We start from the raw sequence: 20,005 nt of genomic DNA, 5'->3' as shown, positions 1-20,005 counted from the left end.
GGCGCAAAGCGGACGTCGCTGAAAGGGCAGTCGAGGGGCCGTGACGTTGCCCCAGTCTTTATCCAGCAGTGAGTTCGCCTTGACGTTTGGTTGACCAGCTCCAGGATGCTGGACTGGCCTGCCGGCTGAAGATGCACGTGGATAGCGAGGCTACACGGTGCCTGAATAATTTGCGACACCGCGGTCAAAATGACGCGCACGCCTCGGGGCCGTTGACAGGTGTCCGCGTTTGAAGTTCTACATGCCTCATGGTCAACACCATCGTCCATGCTTTGCGCGCCCTGTCCGATTTGGCCTTCCGTCAAGTCGTTGGCATCGTCGTATTGCTGTGTCTGGTGCTTGGCCCGGTGGGCAGCGAGATGGCGACCCATCATGAGGATGACCTCGATGCGTCCATCGCCTTGAGCGCGGGCGATACCGGCGGGACGGCAGCCAGCCACCAGGCTACGCTTGTGGTCATCGATCATGACTGCCACGGCTGCAATGCAGCGCTTGATGTGGTTCGCGACAATATCTTCATGGCGCGGCTGTCCCACCCATTGGACCTGACGTCCGAGGCCCTCATCCTCGGCCAGTCACCGACAGCCCAGCTTCGCCCTCCAAGAGCCTGATCCTTCCGCACGTCGCGCGCTGACGCCCTGCGTCGGCCAATGCAGACCCATGCCTGGAATGGATCATGTCTTTTCGTGCCCTCGCGCTTGCGCTTGGGGCAGCGCTTGCGCTGCTTCTCGCGCCGCAGACGCTTGCCGCCTCCGCGCGCCCCCTCACGCTGACACAGGCCCTGGCCAGTGCGCTGGCCGCAAACCCCAGGCTGACCGCCGCCGAGCGCGATATCGGCATGGCCGGCGGTCGACGGCTGCAAGCGGATGCGCTGCCCAATCCCAACCTCTCGCTTGACGTTGAGAATGTCGCCGGCACCACCTCCTACCAGGGGCTGGATCTGGCGGAGACCACGCTCCAGATCAGCCAATTGGTCGAACTTGGCGGCAAGCGCGAAGCCCGGATCGCTGCCACCAGCGCCGGCGCCAGCGTCGCCCGCTGGGAGCGCGAAGCCATACGCCTCCAGGTGTTTGCGGAAACCACCGCCGCTTTCATCGCGGTGCTGAGTGCGCAGCGCCGGCTGGATGTGTTGCAGGCTCAGGTCGACGCGATCGAGCGCCTGGCGCCCTTGCTTCAGACCCGTGTGCAGGCGGGCGCATCCTCCGCCGCCGAAGTCTCCCGTGCCCGCGTCGCTTCGGATCTGGCACGGGTGGACCTGGAGAAGGCCAAGGGGTTGCTTGCGACGGCGCGCCGGGAACTGGCGCTGCTCATGGGGCTGCCCGAGGCGAAATTCGGCCCGGCCACCGGCAATCTCCACAAGGTCAACGCGCCGCCACCGCTGCAAAGCCTGCTGCGGGACGCACAGGGGAATCCGCAACTCACCCGCTTCACCGCCATCAAGGCGCAGCGCAGTGCCGAATTGAGCGGCGCCCACGCCAAGGCCGTGCCCGACGTAACCCTCGGAGTCGGTTATCGGCACTATAGCGAGACCGCCGACAGCGGCATGGTGTTCTCGCTGTCCGTACCGCTGCCGGTGTTCGATCAGAACCAGGGCAATATTCTTGAAGCGCGCGAGTCACTTCGGCGGGCGGAAGCAGAAGAGGCCATCGCGCGCAGCGCACTGATCTCCCAACTGGGCCGCGCCTACGACACCCTGAAAGCCGCCCATGCCGAAATCGGCCTGTTGCGCGCCAGCACCATTCCCGGCGCGCGCAACGCATTCGAGGGCATCGAGACCGGCTATTCCGAGGGCCGCTACACCCTGCTGGAACTGCTCGACGCCCAATCCATCCTGACCGACACCGCACTGCGCGAACTCGATGCGCTGGTAGCGTTCCACACCGCGCTGGCGACCCTTGAGGGTTTGACCGGCCGCCCGGTGAGCTTCAGCAAAGGAAAAACCAAATGAGCCGCTCGGTGCGACGCGACGTGGCGCTGCTTCTGCTTGGCCTCGTGGCCGGCGCAGGCGCGCTCTATACCCTTCAAGACCGCCCGCCCTCCGTGGCCGCCAGCAAGGCGGCGGAGAGCCGCCACGGGAAAGACGGCCACGGCGAAAAGGAAGGCCATGCGGAAGGCGCGGTCGAGCTCACCGACGCCAAGCTGGCCGCAGCGGACATCGGCCTGGAGACCGCCGGGCCGGAAAAGCTGCGCCAGAAGCTCCGCCTCAATGGGCTGATCCAGCCCAACCAGGAAACCATCGTCCAGGTGAGCCCGCGCTATCCCGGCATTGTGCGCGAGCTCCACAAGCGTCTCGGCGACACGGTCAACAAGGGCGACGTGCTGGCCGTGGTGGAGAGCAACCAGAGCCTCACCGCCTATGAGATCAAGGCGCCCATTGCCGGGACGGTGGTGGATCGCCAGGCGGCCCTCGGGGAGTATGTCTCCGAGCAGAAGCCAACTTTCGTGGTGGCGGATCTGTCCACGCTGTGGGTGGATCTGTCGGTGTACCGCCGGGACTTTTCCAAGGTCCGCATCGGGGACGAAGTCCTCATCGATCCTGAAGATGGCGGCGCGGCCATTCGCGGCAAGGTGCTGTATGTCTCGCCGATCGGGGCCGCCGATACCCAGAGTGCCCTCGCCCGCGTGGTGATCCCGAACGACGGCCTGCGCCTGCGGCCCGGCCTGTTCGCGGTCGGCACCATTGTGCTGGCGGAAAAGCCCGTCGACCTCGCCGTGCGCACCAGCGCGCTGCAGAGCGTGGACAGCCGCACGGTGGTGTTCGTGCGCAACGGCGACGCCTTCGAGCCCAGGGACGTGGAACTGGGTGAGCGCGACAAGGAGTGGGCCGAAGTTCTGTTCGGCCTGATGCCCGGGGACATCTACGCCGCCAAGAACAGCTTTGTGGTCAAGGCCGAGCTGGCCAAGGGGAGCGCCAGCCATGAGCACTGAGCCGTTGAAGCTCATCACCGCCTTCATCCATCCGCACCTGGAAAGTCGGGTGGTGCGGGCCCTCCACTATCTGCCGGAGTTTCCCGGCTTCTCCTTGTCGGAAACCCGCGGCCAAGGACGGGGACGCGGCGCTGGCGGCACCTATGTCGCCAGCGAGACCGAGCTCGTCTATCAGCGCCATCTGCAGCTCCAGATCATCTGTCCGGCCTCGGCGGTGGAAGCTCTTTCCCGGACGCTGATCGCCGCCGCCTGGACCGGGCGCAAGGGCGACGGCGTGGTCTTCGTCACGCCAGTTGAAAGCTTCTCCCGCATTCGCGAAGCCGGTGCAGCCACGGCACAGGGGGACGCGCGGTGATCGATGCCATCCTCGCCTTCTCCATCCGCCAGCGCTGGCTGGTGATCCTGGTGTGCCTGGGCACCGCCGCGTTCGGCGCCTGGAACTTCACCCGCCTGCCCATCGATGCGGTGCCCGACATCACCAATGTCCAGGTGCAGATCAACACGTCCGCGCCCGGCTTCTCACCGCTGGAAACTGAGCAGCGGATCACCTTTCCCATCGAGACCGCCATCGGCGGCCTGCCGGGACTACAATATACCCGCTCGCTCTCCCGCTACGGCCTCAGCCAGGTGACCGTCGTGTTCCGGGACGGAACCGACACCTTCTTCGCCCGCCAGTTGGTGAACGAACGCATACAGCAGGCCAAGGACCAGCTCCCGCCCGGCGTCGAGATGTCCATGGGCCCGATCTCCACCGGCCTCGGCGAGATCTACATGTACACGGTGGAGGCCAGGGAGGGGGTGAAGAAGCCGTCGGGCGAAGCCTTCACCCCCACCGATCTGCGCACCATCCAGGACTGGATCATCAAGCCGCAGTTGCGCACCGTGCCCGGCGTGGTCGAGGTCAACACCATCGGCGGCTTCGAAAAGCAGTTCCATGTGCTGCCGGACCCGGCGCGGCTCATGGCCTACCGGATCTCGTTCCGGGACGTGATGACCGCGCTGGCGGCGAACAACGCCAACGTGGGCGCCGGCTATATCGAGCGGAACGGCGAGCAATATCTGGTGCGCACACCCGGTCAGGTGGCGGATGCGGCGGAAATCCGCGAGATCGTCATCGGCAGCTTTTCCGGCACGCCGATCCGCATCGGCGACGTGGCCGACGTGCGCGAAGGCAAGGAATTGCGCACCGGCGCCGCGACGATCAACGGCAAGGAGACGGTGCTCGGCACCACCATGCTGCTGCTGGGCGAGAACAGCCGCACCGTGGCGCAACGGGTCGAGCAGAAACTGAAGGAGATTTCCCGGTCGCTGCCGGAAGGGGTGATCGCCCGCACCGTCTATGACCGCGCCCATCTGGTGGAGGCCACCATCGCCACGGTGGAGAAGAACCTCGTGGAAGGGGCGCTGTTCGTCATCGTGGTGCTGTTCGTGCTGCTGGGCAACATCCGGGCCGCGCTGGTGACTGCATGCGTCATCCCGCTCGCCATGCTCTTCACCATCACCGGCATGGTGCACAACAAGGTCAGCGCCAACCTGATGAGCCTGGGGGCCATCGACTTCGGCATCATCATCGACGGCGCGGTCATCATCGTCGAGAACTGCCTGCGGCTGCTGGCGGAGGAACAGCACCGCAGGGGCCGCCTGCTTACCCGCCCGGAGCGGTTCGAAACCATCCTGGCCGGCTCCAAGGAGGTGATCCGGCCGAGCCTGTTCGGCACCATGATCATCGCCGTGGTCTATCTGCCCGTCCTCACCCTCACCGGCGTGGAAGGCAAGATGTTCACGCCCATGGCGGTGACGGTACTGATGGCGCTGCTGGGCGCGGCCCTGTTCTCCATGACCTTCATCCCCGCCGCTGTGGCCCTGGTGGTCACCGGCAAGGTCTCCGAACATGAGAACTTCATCATGCGCGGCGCCCGGCGCATCTATACGCCGCTGCTGGATGCCTGCATCACCTACCGCGGCATCGTGGCGGTGGGGGCATTGGCCCTGGTCATCGCCAGCGGTCTGGCAGCCGCGCGCATGGGCGGCGAGTTCATCCCGAGCCTGGACGAAGGTGATGCCGCCATCCAGGCGCTGCGAGTGCCCGGCACCAGCCTCACCCAATCCATCGAAATGCAGCAGGCGCTGGAGAAGCGCCTTCTGCAGGTGCCTGAGGTCAAAGAGATATTTGCCCGCGTCGGTACCGCCGAGGTCGCCACCGATCCCATGCCGCCGTCCATTTCCGATGGCTACATCATCCTGAAGCCGCGCAAGGAATGGCCGGATCCCGCCAAGCCCAAGGCTCAGGTGGTTCAGGATATCGAGAAGGCAGCAGAGGACGTTCCCGGCAGCAATTATGAGCTCTCCCAGCCCATCCAATTGCGCTTCAACGAGCTGATCTCCGGCATCCGCAGCGATGTGGGCGTCAAGATCTTCGGTGATGATCTCGACACCCTGCTCCAGGTCGCCGGCCAGGTTCAGGCGGCGCTCCAGCAGGTGCAAGGCGCCGCCGACGTGAAGACGGAACAGGTCTCCGGCCTGCCCATGCTCACGGTGGAACTGAACCGGGCGGCCATGGCGCGCTATGGCGTCAGCGTCGCCGATGTGCAGCAGATCATCGAGATCGCGGTGGGCGGTAAGTCAGCCGGGGTTCTGTTCGAGGGTGACCGGCGGTTCGACATCATCGTGCGCCTGCCGGAAGAGCTGCGCACCGACGTGGAAGCCCTGCGGGCGCTGCCCATTCCCCTGCCGCCGGCGAGCGGCGACGTGAAGCCGGTGCGCGCCGGCTGGGGAACGGGCGCCGCCGCCCAGATCCGCTACGTGCCGTTGGCCTCCATCGCCAGCCTCACGGTCTCGCCCGGCCCCAACCAGATCAGCCGCGAGAACGGCAAGCGCCGCATCGTGGTCAGCGCCAATGTCCGCGACCGGGACCTCGGCTCCTTCGTGGCTGATGCCCAGAAGCAGGTGGCGGAGAAGGTCCGCCTGCCCGAGGGCTATTGGGTGGGCTGGGGCGGACAGTTCGAACAGCTGGTGTCCGCCACCCAGCGCCTGGTGATCGTGGTGCCGATCGCCCTGGCGCTGATCTTCCTGCTGCTGTTCATGAGCTTCGGCTCAATGGGCGATGCCCTGCTGGTGTTCAGCGGCGTGCCGCTGGCCCTCACCGGCGGCATCGCGGCGCTGCTGCTGCGGGACATCCCGTTGTCCATCAGTGCCGGCATCGGCTTCATCGCCCTGTCTGGGGTGGCGGTGCTGAACGGCCTGGTGATCATCGCCTTCATCCAGCGCCTGCGCGAGGAGGGGAAGGCGATCCTGGAAGCCGTGCGCGAGGGGGCCCTGACCCGCTTGCGCCCGGTGCTGATGACCGCCTTGGTGGCCGCCCTCGGCTTCGTGCCCATGGCCATCGCCACCGGCCCCGGCGCGGAAGTGCAGCGGCCGCTGGCCACCGTGGTCATCGGCGGCATCATCTCCTCCACCATCCTGACCCTTCTGGTTCTGCCAGCGCTCTACGTCCTGTTCCGGCGTGAGACCGAGCAACCGGAATCCGCCCCCAACGCGATCCCCGAAATCGCCTCCATCTAACCAAGAAGGATCCTGCCCATGTTCAAAGCCATCATCATCGCCGGCACGCTACTGTTCGCCGCCCCCGCCCCCGCCCTGGCCCAGCACGCCCACAGCGCCCAGAAGGGGCCGAACGGCGGGCCGATGGAAGACGTGGCCGGCGTACATGTGGAGTTGGTCGTCTCCGGCCAGGCCGTCGCCGTGAACGTCTTCGATGAAGCCGGCAAGCCGTTGGATGCGAATGGCTATTCCGGCTCGGCCCAGGTGACCGCCGGAACCGATCGCAAGACCTTTGCGCTCACCCCGGCCGGCACCGCGCTCACCGCCCAGGCGCCCGCCGCCATACCCTCCGGCGCCGCGATCACGCTGGTGATCAAGACCGCCGCCGGAAAGTCCGGCCAGGCCAAGTTCTCGGCGCCCTGAGGAGAAGGAATGCCCTCAATGACCTCGCGTTTTCGCACTTCCAGCACCGTGGCCGCATCGCTTCTGCTTGCGGCCAGCCTGACGGCGCCGGCCCTGGCCCTGGAGCCCCTCCCCAAGAGCAACAAGGAGAGGGAGCGGCACATCTTTCGTGACGTGCAAATGGGGCTGAGCCATCCCACTCCCGAGGCGAAGGCCGTCGCCCCCACGGCGCCCAAGCCGCTGTTTCCCTGGCTGCCGCCCGCCGCCGATCCCAATCGGGCGGGCGGGAGCTCCGGAGCGAAGTGAGCGGCCTTCCATGCAGCGGCTGACCCACGTCCTGAATGGCTAAGTTCACCACCAGCAAATGAAGAAACTCTAATGTATTATCTCAAGTATTTCACTTTTGATTTCATGCCGAATACTGGATTATGACGGCATGAAAATAAGCAGCGGACATCGCTGAAAGCGCAGTCAAGGGGCCGCTATCGGTCAACTCCGGTAGCCCCCATCTATATCCGATCCTGCAACATCCTCCACGATCTCCTGCCGCAGCTGCGGCCCCTTTGCGAGGCGCCGGCCGAGCGCGCGGGTGTAGGCTGCGTAGCGCTCCGAGAGCTTGGCACGCGCGGCCTGGGCCGCGGGTTCGGGAAGCGCGGGGGTGGTGGCGAGCCAGAAGCGGATGAAGGTGGCGAAAGCCTCGGTCGAGATGCCGAGGTCACGCTCCAGCCGCGAGAGACGGCGATCGATCTGGCCGAGGCGCCGGGCAAGAGCGGCCTCCTGGCGCTCGGCACTGTCGGGGGACAGGAAGGAGGCAATCGCGGCCTGGGCAATCAGGGACATGGACTGGTCGCGCTGGGCCGCGTAGTGGGCCAGCAGGTCCATGATGTCGGGCTCGAGATAGACGGAGATCTGCGCTTTCTTCGTGCGACCTGCCATGGCGATCACAGCTCCATGCCGTCATTGGGATTGAGGCTGACCTGTCGAGCCACGCCTTGCATGAGGCCGGTCATGCGCCGGTTCCGGGTGGCGACGTCCTCCATCTCGTCGTGGCGATCCGTGTCGAACTCGAACTCATTCTCGATGGGCTGGCTTTTCTCGACCGGCTTCACGCGACTGAGCTCGGGCTGGTGCCGGTGCTCAGAGCCGGTCGGGTCATCGTCTCGACCTTCGTCGGCGGTGCTCCGGGCCAAGCCCTCCTGTGGTGCGGGCACCGGCAGCGCGGTCCAGTCATCGTACTGCAAGGCCGAACCACGAGTGGTCGTTGGCGGCGGCAGGAGCCGGTCCCGAAAGCGCGCATCCTCGTAGTAGCGGGCCTTCTTTGCCCGGATCGGCGGGGTGCCGGCGACCATGACGATCTCGTCCGTGGGCGGCAGTTGCATAACCTCGCCGGGCGTTAGCAGCGGGCGGGCAGTCTCCGAGCGCGACACCATGAGATGGCCAAGCCAAGGCGATAGCCGATGGCCGGCGTAGTTCTTCATGGCCTTCATCTCGGTGGCGGTGCCGAGCGCATCGGACACGCGCTTGGCGGTGCGCTCGTCGTTGGTGGCGAAGCTCACCCGGACATGGCAGTTGTCGAGGATCGAGTTGTTCGGCCCATAAGCCTTCTCGATCTGGTTCAGCGACTGGGCGATGAGGAAGGCTTTGAGCCCATATCCCGCCATGAAGGCGAGCGCGCTCTCGAAGAAGTCGAGCCGCCCCAGCGCTGGAAACTCGTCGAGCATGAGCAGCAGACGGTGGCGTCCGCCCTTGGCCTGCAGGTCCTCGGTCAGACGCCGGCCAATCTGGTTGAGGAGCAGGCGGATCAGCGGCTTGGTGCGATTGATGTCGGAGGGCGGCACCACGAGGTAGAGGGTCGCGGGAGCCTTGCCGCCGACGATATCGGCGATGCGCCAGTCGCAGCGCCGCGTCACCTCGGCAATCACCGGATCGCGGTAGAGGCCGAGGAAGGACATGGCGGTGGAGAGCACGCCCGAGCGCTCATTGTCGGATTTGTTCAGCAGTTCGCGGGCGGCGCTGGCGATGACGGGGTGCGGGCCCGCCTCGCCGAGGTGGGCGGTCTTCATCATGGCGTCGAGCGTGGTCTCGATCGGCCGCTTCGGATCGGAGAGGAAGGCGGCAACGCCGGCGAGCGTCTTGTCCTTTTCGGCATAGAGCACGTGGAGGATGGCACCGACGAGCAGCGCGTGGCTGGTCTTTTCCCAATGGTTTCGCTTTTCCAGCGAGCCTTCGGGGTCGACGAGAATGTCGGCGATGTTCTGGACGTCGCGCACTTCCCACTCGCCGCGACGCACCTCCAGCAGCGGATTATAGGCGGCGGACTTGGCATTGGTCGGGTCGAACAGCAGCACGCGGCCATGCCGGGCGCGGAAGCCGGCGGTGAGATGCCAGTTCTCGCCCTTGATGTCATGGACGATGGCCGATCCCGGCCAGGTCAGCAGCGAGGGCACGACCAGGCCGACGCCCTTGCCGGACCGGGTCGGCGCGAAGCACAGCACATGCTCGGGCCCGTCATGACGCAGATAGGCACGGTCGAAGCGGCCGAGCACGACGCCATCGGTGCCGAGGAGCCCGGCGGCGCGGACCTCCTCCTTCTCGGCCCAGCGCGCCGAACCATAGGTCTCGACCCTGGAGGCCTCGCGGGCCCGCCACACCGACAGGGCGATGGCGACCGCGATGGAGAGGAAACCGCCGGAGGCTGCGATTAGCGCGCCCCGGAAGAATACGTTCGGCGCATAGGCATCGAAAAAGTACCACCACCAGAAGAAGGCCAGCGGGTAGTAGACCGGCAACCCGAGCCACTCGAACCACGGCGCGCCCAACTGTGCCTGAAAGCCGAGGCTCCAGGCCACATATTGTGTCGCGCCCCAGATGGTCGCGAGCACGATCAGCAGCACGGTGAGAATCTGCCCCCAGAGGATTTTCGTCGCCGACATGGTGATAATCCCTCTCTCAGGTCAGAGGCCGAGGCCGCGCTTGCGCCCGAAGCTCCAGTCGACGCCACAATCGTCACGGGCGACGCCGGAGACATGCTTGCCGAGCTGGCGCTCCAGCGAGGGCGACCAGGGCACGAGCTGGAAGCCGAGCCCGTCATCGAGCATGGCAAAGCGTCCGGACGCGAGGTTGAGGCGCTGGCGGTAGGTGCCGGCGACATACTCGCCGGTGCCGGCCTTGTTGAACGGCAGGCCGGTCTCGGCGGCGAGCTTCTCGCCGACGGCCTCCAGTTCCCTGCGGCGGAGCGTATCGATGAGATTGCGGGCGAAGACGACGCGCCGTCCCTGTCGTTCGGCCAGCCCCTCGCGGATGAGATGCTCGGCGCGTCGGTCAAGTGCCTGGCTCACCTCCGCGCCGAAGCCGCCGTCCGACAGAGCAACGGGGTCACGCGCGATGGCCTGCCGGTCGAGCCAGGTGGCGCCGGTGGCTGTGACCTGGTGGGCGAGATCCAGATCGGAGCGCACGGCGAGTGCCACACGTCGCTTGCCGTGCGCATCGTCGAAAGTCCGGAGCTCGACGATGGAGCCAGGCGCGCCGTCACCGGCTGCGTCGAGGTCGGGCAGCCGGATGTGATGGGACCGCCCGTCCACGCCATCGACGATGGCATAAGCGGAGCCGTGGAGTTCGTCATCGAGACCGCGCGCGACCAACCGGCCGATCACCGGCACGTCGAGGCTCTCGGCGGCGAGGACATAGCTCGCCGTGCCGCGCTCGATCCCGCGGTCGGTCAGGGCGCGGTGCATGCGCTTGATGATGTCGCCGCGCTCACCGAGCGCGCGCAATGTAGCCTCGGCTTCCGGCTCCATCACCCATTGGGCGTTGCCGATCTCCTTGGCGAGGCCGAGCGCCTCGAGTTTGCGAAGGCGCCCGATCTTTAGCGTATGGTGCTCGTCCGGCTGTCGGCAGGGAGCCGGCGCCATGTCGATGATGCCGCTCTCGCGGACAAGCTGGCGGTCGAGCTCGGTCCACCGCTCTGCCTCGATCTGACGTTCCAAACTCCGGCGGATATCGAGCTCGGTCCGCGAGCCGAGTTCCTGGGTGATCAGGTCTCTGGCGCGATCACGCATGCCCTCTTTGATGTAGTCGCGGGAGATCACGAGATCCTGGTCATCGTCGCGGCGCCCCCGGACGATCAGATGCACATGGGGATGCTCGGTGTTCCAATGATCGACGGCGACCCAGTCGAGACCGGTGCCGAGGTCCCTTTCCATCTGTCGGGCGAGGTCACGGGTGAAGGCCCGCAGGTCCTCCATCTCCAGGGCGTCGTCGGGCGAGACGATGAATCGGAAATGGTGCCGGTCCTCGCGGCAGCGCTCGGTGAAGGCGTCGACATCCACGCTGTCGCTCTCGGGTCCGAACAGCCGTGCCTTCTCGCCGTCTCGTGTCACCCCCTCGCGGCGGAGATAGGTGAGGTGTTGACTGAGGGAGCCCGCGCGGGCCGTGTGTCGGAGGACGCGGGCCTTCACCACGGCGCCGCGTGACCGTGGCGTGATCCGGCGGCTGGCCTGAAGGCTGGCGACCTGCCCGCTGCCGAAACGCGAGCGGTTGCCAGAGGCGATCTTGCCGGAGCGAGAGACCCCGCCGCCGGCCTTCCGGGCCGCGGCGAGCGCCTGGGCGACGAAGGGGCGGGCGTGCTGGGCGCGGGTCGAGCGGATGCGGCCGGGACGGACGCGGAACTCGCGGTCATCGCTCATGGCGAAGCCTCGCAATGTGTAGAAATTTGTTGATTTGCAGCCATTTGCGGGGCGCGTGAAACGTGTGGTTTGGCTCCGCAAGGTGCCGGGGACACAGAAAAAGCCTGCAGAAACAACACCCCGACCGCCGCGCAATGTGCGCTCTTTTATCCTGCCCTCGTGCGGTCGTGGTTCCTGTCCTAAGCCTCCCGGCCCTCCATGAAGCGCCGGAACCCGACAGGACGCGAAAGTGGGGCCGCCTCGTCATGGCGCCCTCCGCGATGGCAAAGGTTCAACGAACAGCGCGTCTGATCGCGGCGCGAGGAGCGCGGCATCGGTGGGATTGCTGCGCGCGGGCTGCGCGGCGAACAGCGGAGCCTCGCGCCAGCTTTGCGCCATTGGGCGCACCGATGCGGTGGCGCCGGCCGCAGACTGATTGTCGATGATCTGCGCCAGAGCCGCGGTGTAATTGCGCGTCTCCGGCGGCAGCGGCTTGCCGGCAAGCGACGCCTCATAGCGCGTCGGCCCGGCATTGTAGGCCGCGAGCATGGCGCGGATGCTGCCATAGCGGTCATGGAGCTGGCGCAAATAGGCAGCGCCGGCGAGGATATTGTCGCGCGGGTCATACGGATCGGCGCCGAGACCATAATGGATGCGAAGCTCGTTCCAGGTCGTGGGCATGATCTGCATCAGCCCCATGGCACCAGCCGATGAGACGGCGCGCGGGTCGCCGCCGCTCTCGGCTCGCAGCACCGCACGGATCCAGCTGGCCGGAAGCTCGAAGCGCTGCGCAGCCTCGTCGATAAAGGCAGCGTAGAATGTGACGGAATACCCCACGGTCGGCATGGTGCTTTGCGCCGTGGCAGAGTCAGCCGACGCACCGCCGATCAACAGTCCGGATGCGAGGAAGAGCACAGAGGGATGCACGTCAGCGCACCGCAGCGCGCCAGATGAAGTCGCCGTCGCCGGCTTCATCCGTGAGGAGTGGCATTGCCCGCCCGATGACGGTGCCGCCTGAAATCGGCCCGAAATACCGTCCGTCGAGACTGTCGCCGACGTCCGGGTTCATCAGGAACAGATGACCGGGAGCGATACGCCGGCACCCCTGCCAGACCGGCAGGTCCCGGCCCAAGCTGTCGCGCCGAAGGGCTTCACCCAGCGGCACGCCATCGACGGTGATGGCGTCGTTGAGGCGGCAGACAACCTGCCCCGGCAGCCCCATCACGCGCTTCAGCAGCGGTGTGCCTTCGCCGAGATAACCCCGTGCGATGAGGAACGCGGCGAGCGGCGGTGGCGGCATCACCGCGACAAGATCGGTGATCTCAAGATGATCGGCCGGCTCGACCGAGTAGAGCCCGACAGGAACGCTGGCCGAGACATTCCAGATCAACTTGAGCGGCGTCGGCAGCGTGGCGGCGTAGGCCACGCCGACGCTGGCGGCCGCAGCCATCAGCACATAGGCGGCGCGGCTCATTGTCCGCACTCCCGCCGCTTCAGCCACGCCTGATGGCGCTCTATCGTGTAGGCGCGCGGCTCGAAGCCGACGCTGACGCGGTGCGCGACATGCCCCCAGTGATCAGGGGCGACGGTTGCCCCATCGATGCCGATCGCTTCGATGGCGTCGATATGCTGCAGGATTTTCTCGACCTTCGGCCAGCCATCCACCCGCAGCAGGATCTCGCCGCCGGGACGCACGAAGGGCAGCGTCTGGTAGCCTTCGCCCGGCGCCACGCAGCGCACGATATCGAGGCGGGAGGCCACGGTGCCGAAGTCATTCGACGCCCACCGGACAAAGGCGAAGATGCAGCCGGGAGGGAAAGACAGGATGCGCCGGCGGCGATCCAGAAGCTGCTCATGTGCGTGATGGCCGAAGCGGATCCAGTTCTCGATCCGCTTCTCGATATGGGTCAGCTCGACATGGGTCAGGGCATCGGACTGGGGACTGGACGCGGATGCCGTGCTGGCCGTACGGGGCGCAAACGCCGCGCTCATGGCTGATCTCCTGATGTAAGAGGGAATTCACGCGCGAGGAGGGCGCGCAGCATCTCGGCGACGGTGACGCCGCGCCGGAAGGCGGCGACCTTGATCCGCCCGCGCAGTTCGGGCGTCACATCGATGGTGAGGCGCGCGGTGAACGCGGCGCCGGGGCGGTGCTCTGGCGCGACATCTGCTGCCTTGATCCAGTGCTCGGGATCAGCAGGCCGAGAGGCGAAGTCGCGGCGGATCGGGCGTTCGCTCATCGCGCGGGCCTCCCGAGGTCGAGACCATTGATCTCGGCGGAAAGCGCAGCGATCTCGCGCGTGGCCGGCCCGGCATCGTCGCGCTCGAAGACGAGACGCCCGGATTGCGCCGCCGCCGCAAAGGCGATGCGCTGGCCGATGGTGCTGGCGAGCACCGGGGGATCGTGATCGGCCAGAGTCCGCGCGGTCTCGCGCGCGAGAACCGTGCGCGCGCCGCAGCGGTTCAAGACGAACCGGACCAGCATCTCCGGGCGGTAGATCCGCGCCTCGCGGATCAGCGCCAGCATCTCGGCCGAGGCCCAGCCATCGAAGGGCGAGGGCTGCACCGGGATCAGCACCAGGTCGGCGGCGAGCAGCGCCGAGCGCATCAGCCCTGCGACGCGGGGCGGACCATCGATGACGATGTGATCCGCGTCACGCGCGAGCTCGGGTGCTTCACGATGCAGCGTGTCGCGGGCGAGCCCAACGACACCGAACAGCCGTGGCAGGCCTTCGTGGCTGCGCTGCTCCGACCAGTCGAGGCTGGAGCCCTGCGGATCGGCATCGATCAGCGTGATCCGCTGTCCTTGCCGGGCCCATTGCCCGGCGAGATGCAGCGCCAGCGTCGTCTGGCCGACCCCGCCGTTCTGGTTGAGGAGCGCGACGATCATCGCCGATCTCCCCCGCGAGGGGGTGTCTGCGAAGATATGCCAGGCGGCGTCTTCCCAGGCCGTTTTGCCCGCTGCCGATGCTGATCTGCGGCGCTCTCAAAAGCGCTCGCGCGCCTCTTAAAGTTAGATTCTGGGTTAGACTCTAAGTTAAGGGCGCGATTTTCAGATACAGGACAGTGGGTTAAGGCCTGTTTGGGTTCCTGATAGCACGAGCCACCGGTTCCTGATGGCACGATAGTCCGGGTTCCCGATAGCACGAGGCTATCCACAGGGTGTCCACAGGGCGCGGCAGGCTCGAAGGCCAGCAGCAGCCGGCCACTGACCTCGACCTCGACGAACAGCATGTAGCCGGGAAGCGGCTGGCGCCGGATCAGATCCCTGAGTTCGAAGGCAAAGCGCTTGAACGGCGATAGGCTGCCCGACTTCTGGTGCAGGTGCCGGAAATCAAACCGCCACCCGTCCTGTTGCCGCCCGCCATGCTTGCGCACCAGACGGTAGAGCCAGCGCTCAAGTCCGCCCGTCAGCCCGAAATAGGCCCGGTCGATGGTGAGCACGAGCGCATCGTCGAGTACGGCACGGTAGAACCAGTCCGGCAGGATGAGGTCGACACCATCGGGCCGTCCGTTGCGGTCGGTCCGTTCCTGCCATTCATTGATCCAGGAGAAGCGGTGCCGGCGTCCCTCTGCCGGCTGGCGGATGGTGGTCGAGACCGTCGTGGACTGGAGACGGTCGAGCGCGGCCTTGAGGCGCTGATAATCCCGCAGCGAGGTGCCGCGCCCGACAAAAGTGAGGATCTCATAGGGCGTCGCCGCCATCAGGCGCGAGGTGCGAAGCCCCGCGTCGCGGGCCTCGACGATCTGGCTGGCGGCCCAGATGAGAATGTCGGCGTCCCAGATCGTCGCCATGCCGTGGTCGGGCACGGCCTCGACCCGGATGGCGATGCTGCCCGTCCGAAAATCGATCGGCGCGACGCGCGGCGTCTTGGAGAGGGAGAAGAAGGGATAGGCCATGAGATCCTGCGCATCGCGTAGTGCGAAGTCCCCTGGCAGGGCGCGGAACAGATCGAGCTGTCCGCGCTCCGAGAGGCTATGATGCCGCGCCGCCATGGGGAGCGGTCAGCGCGCGGCGCGGCCGGCGAACGAACCTGCGGCAAGCGCATGGCGCTTGGCCGGCAGGACGGAGCCGCGCGGATCGGAGGTCGAGGTGACGGCGCCGCGCTCGGTCCAGGCCTGCAGGTCGTCGATGGAATAGACGACGCGCCCGCCGAGCTTGCGATAGGCGGGACCGGTGCCATAGGTGCGGTGCTTCTCAAGCGTACGGGCCGACAGGCTGAGAAACTCGGCGGCTTCCTTGGTGCGCAGGTAGCGCGGCGGGAGGGTGGCGAGATCGGGTCGCATGGAGCGGGCCTCCGTGGGCGTGGCGGGAGCCACCGGAGTGCGGCGGCGGACGGTGACCACGGTGGCGGAGGAGGAATGTCGGGAGGGATGGGGAAGATTGGGGGGCTAAAATCCCCACCCCGTCACGGGCGGCGACGGTGGCGGAACAGCCGCAGATAGCCGCCGGCGATCAGGCCGGTGCCGCCTTCCACTAGGCCGATGACGCGGTCGCGCAGGGGAGACGTCTTCCAGGGATCGGCCGCGACACGCTCAGTGCCGAAGATGGCCTCGGCGATGTCACGGTAGCTGGCACCCCGGTTTCGTCCGTCGCAGGCCTGAAGCATCAGCCGCAGGCGTCCGCGCTGCTGGCAAGTCATGCGGGTGTCGGGTGGCAAGGGCTTCCCACGGTGCGCATGCCAGAGGCGGTTCAGCGCCTCGATACGGCCAGGCAGATCGTCGTCGAAGGGGATCAGGGCGGCGATCGGTGCGCCGGGTTCAACGCCGGGAAGCAGAAGATGCGGCGCCGCCGCATGATCAGGTGGTTCGGCAGGTGCAGCGTGAGGCAACGTGCCGGGGCTCAACAGATTGTCGGGAAGCTCGGTGAGGACGGTGACGGCCGGATTGATCCGTGGGGACCAGTGGACCGGTTGACGGGTCGCGGGGAGCGAAGGTTTCGCGGGGACATCGCAACCCCCAGAGATGTTCGGCCTCTGCCGGGAGCGGCGCTGCCGTGTTGCCGGTCTCCATGAGGCTGCGATAGGCCTGCTGGTAGGATGGATCCCGCCTCAGGCACTCCCAGGCCAATCCCTCCACCGAGAGATCATCGAAATAGTCGTAGGTCCGACTGTCTCGCCAGCGCGACGTATCGGGCTTCATGAGCGACTCCCAGACGGTGCATGCCGTGGGGTCATCAATTGAAGATTGTATCGCCGGGCAGAACTCACCTCACAGGCAACAGGTGATGCGGCGCGCGCATCACCTGGACCGGGGCGCTTCAGTTGATGCGATGTGGGAGCAGATCGCGATAGCCTGTCTGGGCGAGCCAGCGGGCGCGCTCCAGATGGCTGTCATGCACCGCCCGGGCGCGGGCAGGCTCCTGCGCCGGATCAATCCCGAACAGGACGACCACCACTTCCTGCCAGTCGGCTCCCTCAGTGGTCGCGTCGAGGAGGCGCATATAGAGCTTGATATGGGTGCGGTCATAGGCGGTCAGTTCCTGACCGGACGGCGCCTTATCATCAAACGCCTTGGCCACGTCCATCCCCCGCAGGCTGCCGTTTCTTCTGTCGCAAACCAAGCCGTCGGCGACGGCGTGGGGCTGCAATTTGGGATCATTCTATCATGCGTGCTCATAAAGCCGAACGCTGCGTCGCCGGTGCGCACACCTGATCCACCGTCTCTTTGGCACTGACAATGCGCGGCACTCAGCGACCGCTGCCCACACCGTGGCGAGCGCGATGTAGAGAATACTCCGTGGTGAAATACTCATCAAGCGACTGCTCTCTCGGCCATGGAGATCCGAGAGGTGTTCGCGCGCAATCTGAAGGCCTTGCGGCTGGCCAAGGGGCTGTCGCAGGAGGAGCTTGCGCACCTCGCGGACATTGATCGCACCTATATCAGCTCGCTCGAGCGGTGCGTTTACAACGCCAGCATCGATGTGGTGCAGCGGCTCGCCTCGGTTCTCGGCGTCGAGGCCTCCGACCTGCTCCTGCGTCGGTCGACAGGCCCGACCGAGACCGATCTCGAAGACGACAAGTAGGGCTCGATTTTAGCCGTCGCGATATTGGCTACTTGCCGATGGACCGCGTCCCCGGCCTCGGTGGCCGGGGACGCGGTCCGCGCATCAGTCCCCGCGGCGCCCGTTGGGGCGGGACCAGATGAGGGAGAAGTTCTCGCCGTCCTCGTCGTCGAAGAGGTTGGCGTAGATGGCGGCGTTGAAGCTCGGATCGTCGAGCTTGAGGCCCAGATAGTCGCGGCCTTCGGTGGAGCGCTTGGACCAGGCGGCGCCGATCTCGGCGCGGCCGACCAGGACCCGGTGGCTGGGAGCGTTCTCCCCGGTGGCGCGGGTGTCGGGGATGATGCGCACGCCCCGGGCCTGCACGCCGAGGGTCACGATGTCGCCGGTGAACTCATTGGTGCCGGTCTTCTTGAAGGTGCCGATGGTGGCCATGTTCCGTCTCCGTCCTGTCTCCTGAGCCCGCACCATTGCGGCCTCGATGGCGATCGGGAGGCCGAAGGCGAGCGACGCCACATCGCCTCGGGGTCCCCGTCGCGCTGGCGCGATGGGGTGAGGATTGCGACCGCAGCACAGCGGAGGACGGCGCAGGCGCGACTTTGTTGCTGCGCGAGGAATGACGGCGATCCGGGGTCCCTGCGCAGCGCGCGGGGTGGGCGTCAGCAGGGGAAGAAAGTCGGGTCCAGCCGTTGTGGCATAGGCGCTCGAGGCGCAGCCGTCCTTCGGCCAGATCAGGCCATTGAAGAGGCCGTTTGGAGCGGGCACGGGCGGATGGATGACGGAGAGGTGTGGCCCGCGCGCCGGATATCGAGACCCGACCGACCCACACAGCCAGACGATGCGCTGGGTCGGGCCAATCTGCCCATTCCCCGTCCCGCCAACGTCGCGAATGCTCTGCCCCGAGGGGCCTTTCGACTGTGACGCGGCCGCCGTCCTCCCCGCGCACCAATCTTGCCGCATCAGAGGGCGAAGCCGGCGCGCCGGATCTCCGCTCCCTTCCGGCAAAACCGCATGACGCGGATGATGAAGCCCGCCGCTGTCGGGTGCGCCGAACGGATATCGTGGTGTCAGGGACGGGAGCTGTGCCCGTCAGAAGGGCCGAACGCCTTCGTCTCGATGATGCGCACGATGGCTACAATGCCGACCACGCCGGCTCCGATGATCGAAAACACCATCTGCCACGTCTGGGAGGGTATGGTGTGCTTCACGATGCCATGGGTGGCGTGGAAGCCCGCGGCTGCGGCCGGGAAGACGAACACGGAGGCGATGAGAAGGCGCGCCCAGGTCGGACGGACGGTGGCGAGCAGGAACCGACCCAAACCCAAGGTCAGGGCTGCGGCAGCAAAGCCGACAAGAATAGCGCCGAGCCATCCGGCGCCGGTGCCATAGGCCCATGTGCCCGCCGTGATGCCCGCAAACAGCGGCAACGCGAATACCGCCAGCGTGAAGGGCAGCCAGCAAAGGAATGCGATCGTCGCCATGCTGAGGAGAATGCCGATGAAGATCATGGTGGTGGCTCCATAAGATCAGATGGATGCGCCTCCACCACCTCCGACGCACTCGTACGATGAGCAGAAATGTCGGCGGCCACCATTCATGGCCGCCTGTTCGTCTCCCAGGTGGCGAAGGGGTCGATTTCGCGGACGATGGCGGCTTCGTCGCCGTCGTATTCTGCAGCCGGGGCGACGGAGAGCGTGCCGTCGCCAGCGCGGAAGATTACGACGGTGGCCATCAGGGTGGTGGCGAGGCTGAAGGCGAAGGCGTGAGCGATCTGGGCGGACATCGACCTGGCTCCTGCGCGAGCGGAGGTCCATCCCCCGCTGACAGGCGCCCGAAAGGGCCGGCCGGTGGCCGCAATCACCATGTCCGGCGCAGCCGGAGCGGCGGCACGCGCAGCGTAGTCCGACCCTTCATGGGTTGATGGCGTCAGGCCATCGGCTGGACCCAAGGATCAGCGTCGTGAAGCGGGGATGGTCGTCCGGTCAGGAGACCGTGATGGCGGGTTACTGCGCAGGTCGCTTCCGCAGCGTTGTCAGGTTCAACACGTGCTGACTGTGGCAGGTCGTCAGCGGTCCACGTTCCACGGATTGATGACCGCCACACCGGCGGCATGGAAGGCGCTGGTATCGCGCGTGGCCACAGCGAAGCCCCGGGAGGCTGTGATCGCAGCGATATAGCCGTCGGGCGTCGGAAAGCCCTTACCTGCCGCACGCGCCTTCACGGCGAGGTCGGCATAGCGTCGTGCGGCAGCGATATCGAAAGGCAAGACTCGGTCGGCGAACAGCTCCATCACCCCGTCCAGGGCTTCGGTGAGCCGGTCTTTGCGCTTGCCCGCGGGCAGCGCACCGATGCCGTACAACAGTTCGGCGATGGTGACGCTGGAGAGATAGAGCGTCTCGGCCGCCTGCTCGTCGAGCCACGCCCGCACGGTGTCGTCGGGCGTGGGCTTCATCGCCTCCGAGATGACATT

General features: G+C 66.5%; 25 protein-coding genes. 8 read left to right on the top strand and 17 right to left on the bottom strand.

Going from position 1 to position 20,005, the window contains the following annotated elements:
• Positions 1-248: 248 nt before the first annotated feature.
• From AAG816_RS19150 to AAG816_RS19120, 7 genes are all read left to right on the top strand, one after another.
• Positions 249-611 carry a hypothetical protein gene (locus tag AAG816_RS19150; RefSeq protein WP_341991275.1) on the top strand — a complete coding sequence of 121 codons (363 nt, stop codon included), beginning with the start codon at positions 249-251 and terminating at the stop codon, positions 609-611.
• Between the two features lie 65 nt (positions 612-676).
• On the top strand, positions 677-1,948 hold the full coding sequence (locus AAG816_RS19145) for a TolC family protein (RefSeq protein WP_341991274.1): 1,272 nt from the start codon (positions 677-679) through the stop codon (positions 1,946-1,948).
• Positions 1,945-2,928: a divalent metal ion exporter adaptor subunit IhpB gene (gene ihpB, locus AAG816_RS19140; protein ID WP_341991273.1), complete on the top strand. Its 984-nt coding sequence runs from the start codon at positions 1,945-1,947 to the stop codon at positions 2,926-2,928. The genes AAG816_RS19145 and ihpB overlap by 4 nt, the downstream gene beginning before the upstream one ends.
• Positions 2,918-3,283, top strand: a complete 366-nt coding sequence (locus AAG816_RS19135) for a P-II family nitrogen regulator (RefSeq protein WP_341991272.1) — start codon at positions 2,918-2,920, stop codon at positions 3,281-3,283. Before ihpB ends, AAG816_RS19135 begins: the two co-directional genes overlap by 11 nt.
• The gene (locus AAG816_RS19130; protein WP_341991271.1) at positions 3,280-6,489 is read left to right on the top strand and encodes a CusA/CzcA family heavy metal efflux RND transporter; all 3,210 of its coding nucleotides are present in this window, start codon (positions 3,280-3,282) and stop codon (positions 6,487-6,489) included. The genes AAG816_RS19135 and AAG816_RS19130 overlap by 4 nt, the downstream gene beginning before the upstream one ends.
• 18 nt (positions 6,490-6,507) lie before the next feature.
• Positions 6,508-6,891, top strand: a complete 384-nt coding sequence (locus AAG816_RS19125) for a hypothetical protein (protein WP_341991270.1) — start codon at positions 6,508-6,510, stop codon at positions 6,889-6,891.
• 9 nt (positions 6,892-6,900) lie between these two features.
• On the top strand, positions 6,901-7,176 hold the full coding sequence (locus AAG816_RS19120) for a hypothetical protein (protein ID WP_341991269.1): 276 nt from the start codon (positions 6,901-6,903) through the stop codon (positions 7,174-7,176).
• A 183-nt stretch (positions 7,177-7,359) separates the two neighbouring features.
• On the opposite strand, the gene AAG816_RS19115 is transcribed toward AAG816_RS19120, so the two are convergent.
• The 13 genes from AAG816_RS19115 to AAG816_RS19055 form a co-directional block, all read right to left on the bottom strand.
• A complete protein-coding gene (locus tag AAG816_RS19115; RefSeq protein ID WP_341991268.1) occupies positions 7,360-7,806 on the bottom strand; it encodes a CopG family transcriptional regulator in 447 nt (148 codons plus the stop codon).
• A gap of 5 nt (positions 7,807-7,811) precedes the next feature.
• The gene (locus tag AAG816_RS19110) at positions 7,812-9,803 is read right to left on the bottom strand and encodes a conjugal transfer protein TraG (RefSeq protein ID WP_341991267.1); all 1,992 of its coding nucleotides are present in this window, start codon (positions 9,801-9,803) and stop codon (positions 7,812-7,814) included.
• A gap of 21 nt (positions 9,804-9,824) precedes the next feature.
• Positions 9,825-11,555, bottom strand: a complete 1,731-nt coding sequence (locus AAG816_RS19105) for a DUF3363 domain-containing protein (protein WP_341991266.1) — start codon at positions 11,553-11,555, stop codon at positions 9,825-9,827.
• A gap of 243 nt (positions 11,556-11,798) precedes the next feature.
• Complete coding sequence (locus tag AAG816_RS19100) at positions 11,799-12,449, bottom strand: lytic transglycosylase domain-containing protein (RefSeq protein WP_341991265.1); 651 nt, start codon at positions 12,447-12,449, stop codon at positions 11,799-11,801.
• 13 nt (positions 12,450-12,462) lie between these two features.
• A complete protein-coding gene (locus AAG816_RS19095) occupies positions 12,463-13,008 on the bottom strand; it encodes a S26 family signal peptidase (RefSeq protein ID WP_341991264.1) in 546 nt (181 codons plus the stop codon).
• Positions 13,005-13,526: a DUF2840 domain-containing protein gene (locus tag AAG816_RS19090; RefSeq protein WP_341991263.1), complete on the bottom strand. Its 522-nt coding sequence runs from the start codon at positions 13,524-13,526 to the stop codon at positions 13,005-13,007. Before AAG816_RS19090 ends, AAG816_RS19095 begins: the two co-directional genes overlap by 4 nt.
• Positions 13,523-13,774 carry a hypothetical protein gene (locus AAG816_RS19085; RefSeq protein ID WP_341991262.1) on the bottom strand — a complete coding sequence of 84 codons (252 nt, stop codon included), beginning with the start codon at positions 13,772-13,774 and terminating at the stop codon, positions 13,523-13,525. The genes AAG816_RS19090 and AAG816_RS19085 overlap by 4 nt, the downstream gene beginning before the upstream one ends.
• On the bottom strand, positions 13,771-14,424 hold the full coding sequence (gene parA, locus AAG816_RS19080) for a ParA family partition ATPase (protein WP_341991261.1): 654 nt from the start codon (positions 14,422-14,424) through the stop codon (positions 13,771-13,773). The genes AAG816_RS19085 and parA overlap by 4 nt, the downstream gene beginning before the upstream one ends.
• Positions 14,421-15,530, bottom strand: a complete 1,110-nt coding sequence (locus tag AAG816_RS19075; RefSeq protein WP_341991260.1) for a replication initiator protein A — start codon at positions 15,528-15,530, stop codon at positions 14,421-14,423. The genes parA and AAG816_RS19075 overlap by 4 nt, the downstream gene beginning before the upstream one ends.
• A 9-nt stretch (positions 15,531-15,539) precedes the next feature.
• Positions 15,540-15,821 (bottom strand): helix-turn-helix domain-containing protein, encoded by a 282-nt coding sequence (locus tag AAG816_RS19070; RefSeq protein ID WP_214008348.1) that lies wholly within the window; start codon positions 15,819-15,821, stop codon positions 15,540-15,542.
• Between the two features lie 122 nt (positions 15,822-15,943).
• On the bottom strand, positions 15,944-16,381 hold the full coding sequence (locus AAG816_RS19065) for a DUF2285 domain-containing protein (protein WP_341991259.1): 438 nt from the start codon (positions 16,379-16,381) through the stop codon (positions 15,944-15,946).
• The gene (locus AAG816_RS19060) at positions 16,335-16,676 is read right to left on the bottom strand and encodes a DUF6499 domain-containing protein (protein ID WP_341991258.1); all 342 of its coding nucleotides are present in this window, start codon (positions 16,674-16,676) and stop codon (positions 16,335-16,337) included. Before AAG816_RS19060 ends, AAG816_RS19065 begins: the two co-directional genes overlap by 47 nt.
• Positions 16,677-16,794: 118 nt before the next feature.
• A complete protein-coding gene (locus AAG816_RS19055; RefSeq protein ID WP_132030438.1) occupies positions 16,795-17,061 on the bottom strand; it encodes a DUF2285 domain-containing protein in 267 nt (88 codons plus the stop codon).
• Between the two features lie 249 nt (positions 17,062-17,310).
• Between AAG816_RS19055 and AAG816_RS19050 the strand changes: the two genes are divergently transcribed.
• Positions 17,311-17,559, top strand: coding sequence for a helix-turn-helix transcriptional regulator (locus tag AAG816_RS19050; protein WP_341991257.1), 249 nt, complete (start codon positions 17,311-17,313; stop codon positions 17,557-17,559).
• Positions 17,560-17,643: 84 nt separating this feature from the next.
• Here AAG816_RS19050 and AAG816_RS19045 read toward each other — a convergent pair whose 3' ends face one another.
• The 4 genes from AAG816_RS19045 to AAG816_RS19030 all read right to left on the bottom strand — a co-directional run.
• Positions 17,644-17,970, bottom strand: coding sequence for a DUF736 domain-containing protein (locus tag AAG816_RS19045; RefSeq protein ID WP_332119894.1), 327 nt, complete (start codon positions 17,968-17,970; stop codon positions 17,644-17,646).
• Between the two features lie 632 nt (positions 17,971-18,602).
• Positions 18,603-19,043 (bottom strand): hypothetical protein, encoded by a 441-nt coding sequence (locus AAG816_RS19040; protein WP_341991256.1) that lies wholly within the window; start codon positions 19,041-19,043, stop codon positions 18,603-18,605.
• A gap of 86 nt (positions 19,044-19,129) precedes the next feature.
• Positions 19,130-19,318, bottom strand: coding sequence for a hypothetical protein (locus tag AAG816_RS19035; RefSeq protein WP_341991255.1), 189 nt, complete (start codon positions 19,316-19,318; stop codon positions 19,130-19,132).
• A gap of 282 nt (positions 19,319-19,600) precedes the next feature.
• Positions 19,601-20,005, bottom strand: a 405-nt coding sequence (locus AAG816_RS19030) for a type II toxin-antitoxin system VapC family toxin (protein ID WP_341991254.1), incomplete at its 5' end; no start/stop codon positions are given.

The sequence above is a fragment of the Azorhizobium sp. AG788 genome (assembly GCF_943371865.1).
Taxonomy (GTDB): Bacteria; Pseudomonadota; Alphaproteobacteria; order Rhizobiales; family Xanthobacteraceae; genus Azorhizobium.
This window is presented reverse-complemented; position numbering and strand designations above follow the sequence as displayed.

Bases quoted from the DNA above. Each gene is read 5' to 3' on its own strand.
- AAG816_RS19035 (WP_341991255.1), bottom strand. From the start codon at position 19,318: ATGTCCGCCCAGATCGCTCACGCCTTCGCCTTCAGCCTCGCCACCACC.
- AAG816_RS19135 (WP_341991272.1), top strand. From the start codon at position 2,918: ATGAGCACTGAGCCGTTGAAGCTCATCACCGCCTTCATCCATCCGCAC.
- AAG816_RS19115 (WP_341991268.1), bottom strand. From the start codon at position 7,806: ATGGCAGGTCGCACGAAGAAAGCGCAGATCTCCGTCTATCTCGAGCCC.
- ihpB (WP_341991273.1), top strand. From the start codon at position 1,945: ATGAGCCGCTCGGTGCGACGCGACGTGGCGCTGCTTCTGCTTGGCCTC.
- AAG816_RS19040 (WP_341991256.1), bottom strand. From the start codon at position 19,043: ATGATCTTCATCGGCATTCTCCTCAGCATGGCGACGATCGCATTCCTT.
- AAG816_RS19090 (WP_341991263.1), bottom strand. From the start codon at position 13,526: ATGAGCGCGGCGTTTGCGCCCCGTACGGCCAGCACGGCATCCGCGTCC.
- AAG816_RS19075 (WP_341991260.1), bottom strand. From the start codon at position 15,530: ATGGCGGCGCGGCATCATAGCCTCTCGGAGCGCGGACAGCTCGATCTG.
- AAG816_RS19060 (WP_341991258.1), bottom strand. From the start codon at position 16,676: ATGAAGCCCGATACGTCGCGCTGGCGAGACAGTCGGACCTACGACTAT.
- AAG816_RS19070 (WP_214008348.1), bottom strand. From the start codon at position 15,821: ATGCGACCCGATCTCGCCACCCTCCCGCCGCGCTACCTGCGCACCAAG.
- AAG816_RS19050 (WP_341991257.1), top strand. From the start codon at position 17,311: ATGGAGATCCGAGAGGTGTTCGCGCGCAATCTGAAGGCCTTGCGGCTG.
- AAG816_RS19145 (WP_341991274.1), top strand. From the start codon at position 677: ATGTCTTTTCGTGCCCTCGCGCTTGCGCTTGGGGCAGCGCTTGCGCTG.
- AAG816_RS19045 (WP_332119894.1), bottom strand. From the start codon at position 17,970: ATGGCCACCATCGGCACCTTCAAGAAGACCGGCACCAATGAGTTCACC.
- AAG816_RS19110 (WP_341991267.1), bottom strand. From the start codon at position 9,803: ATGTCGGCGACGAAAATCCTCTGGGGGCAGATTCTCACCGTGCTGCTG.
- AAG816_RS19125 (WP_341991270.1), top strand. From the start codon at position 6,508: ATGTTCAAAGCCATCATCATCGCCGGCACGCTACTGTTCGCCGCCCCC.
- AAG816_RS19085 (WP_341991262.1), bottom strand. From the start codon at position 13,774: ATGAGCGAACGCCCGATCCGCCGCGACTTCGCCTCTCGGCCTGCTGAT.
- AAG816_RS19055 (WP_132030438.1), bottom strand. From the start codon at position 17,061: ATGGACGTGGCCAAGGCGTTTGATGATAAGGCGCCGTCCGGTCAGGAA.
- parA (WP_341991261.1), bottom strand. From the start codon at position 14,424: ATGATCGTCGCGCTCCTCAACCAGAACGGCGGGGTCGGCCAGACGACG.
- AAG816_RS19095 (WP_341991264.1), bottom strand. From the start codon at position 13,008: ATGAGCCGCGCCGCCTATGTGCTGATGGCTGCGGCCGCCAGCGTCGGC.
- AAG816_RS19150 (WP_341991275.1), top strand. From the start codon at position 249: ATGGTCAACACCATCGTCCATGCTTTGCGCGCCCTGTCCGATTTGGCC.
- AAG816_RS19120 (WP_341991269.1), top strand. From the start codon at position 6,901: ATGCCCTCAATGACCTCGCGTTTTCGCACTTCCAGCACCGTGGCCGCA.
- AAG816_RS19105 (WP_341991266.1), bottom strand. From the start codon at position 11,555: ATGAGCGATGACCGCGAGTTCCGCGTCCGTCCCGGCCGCATCCGCTCG.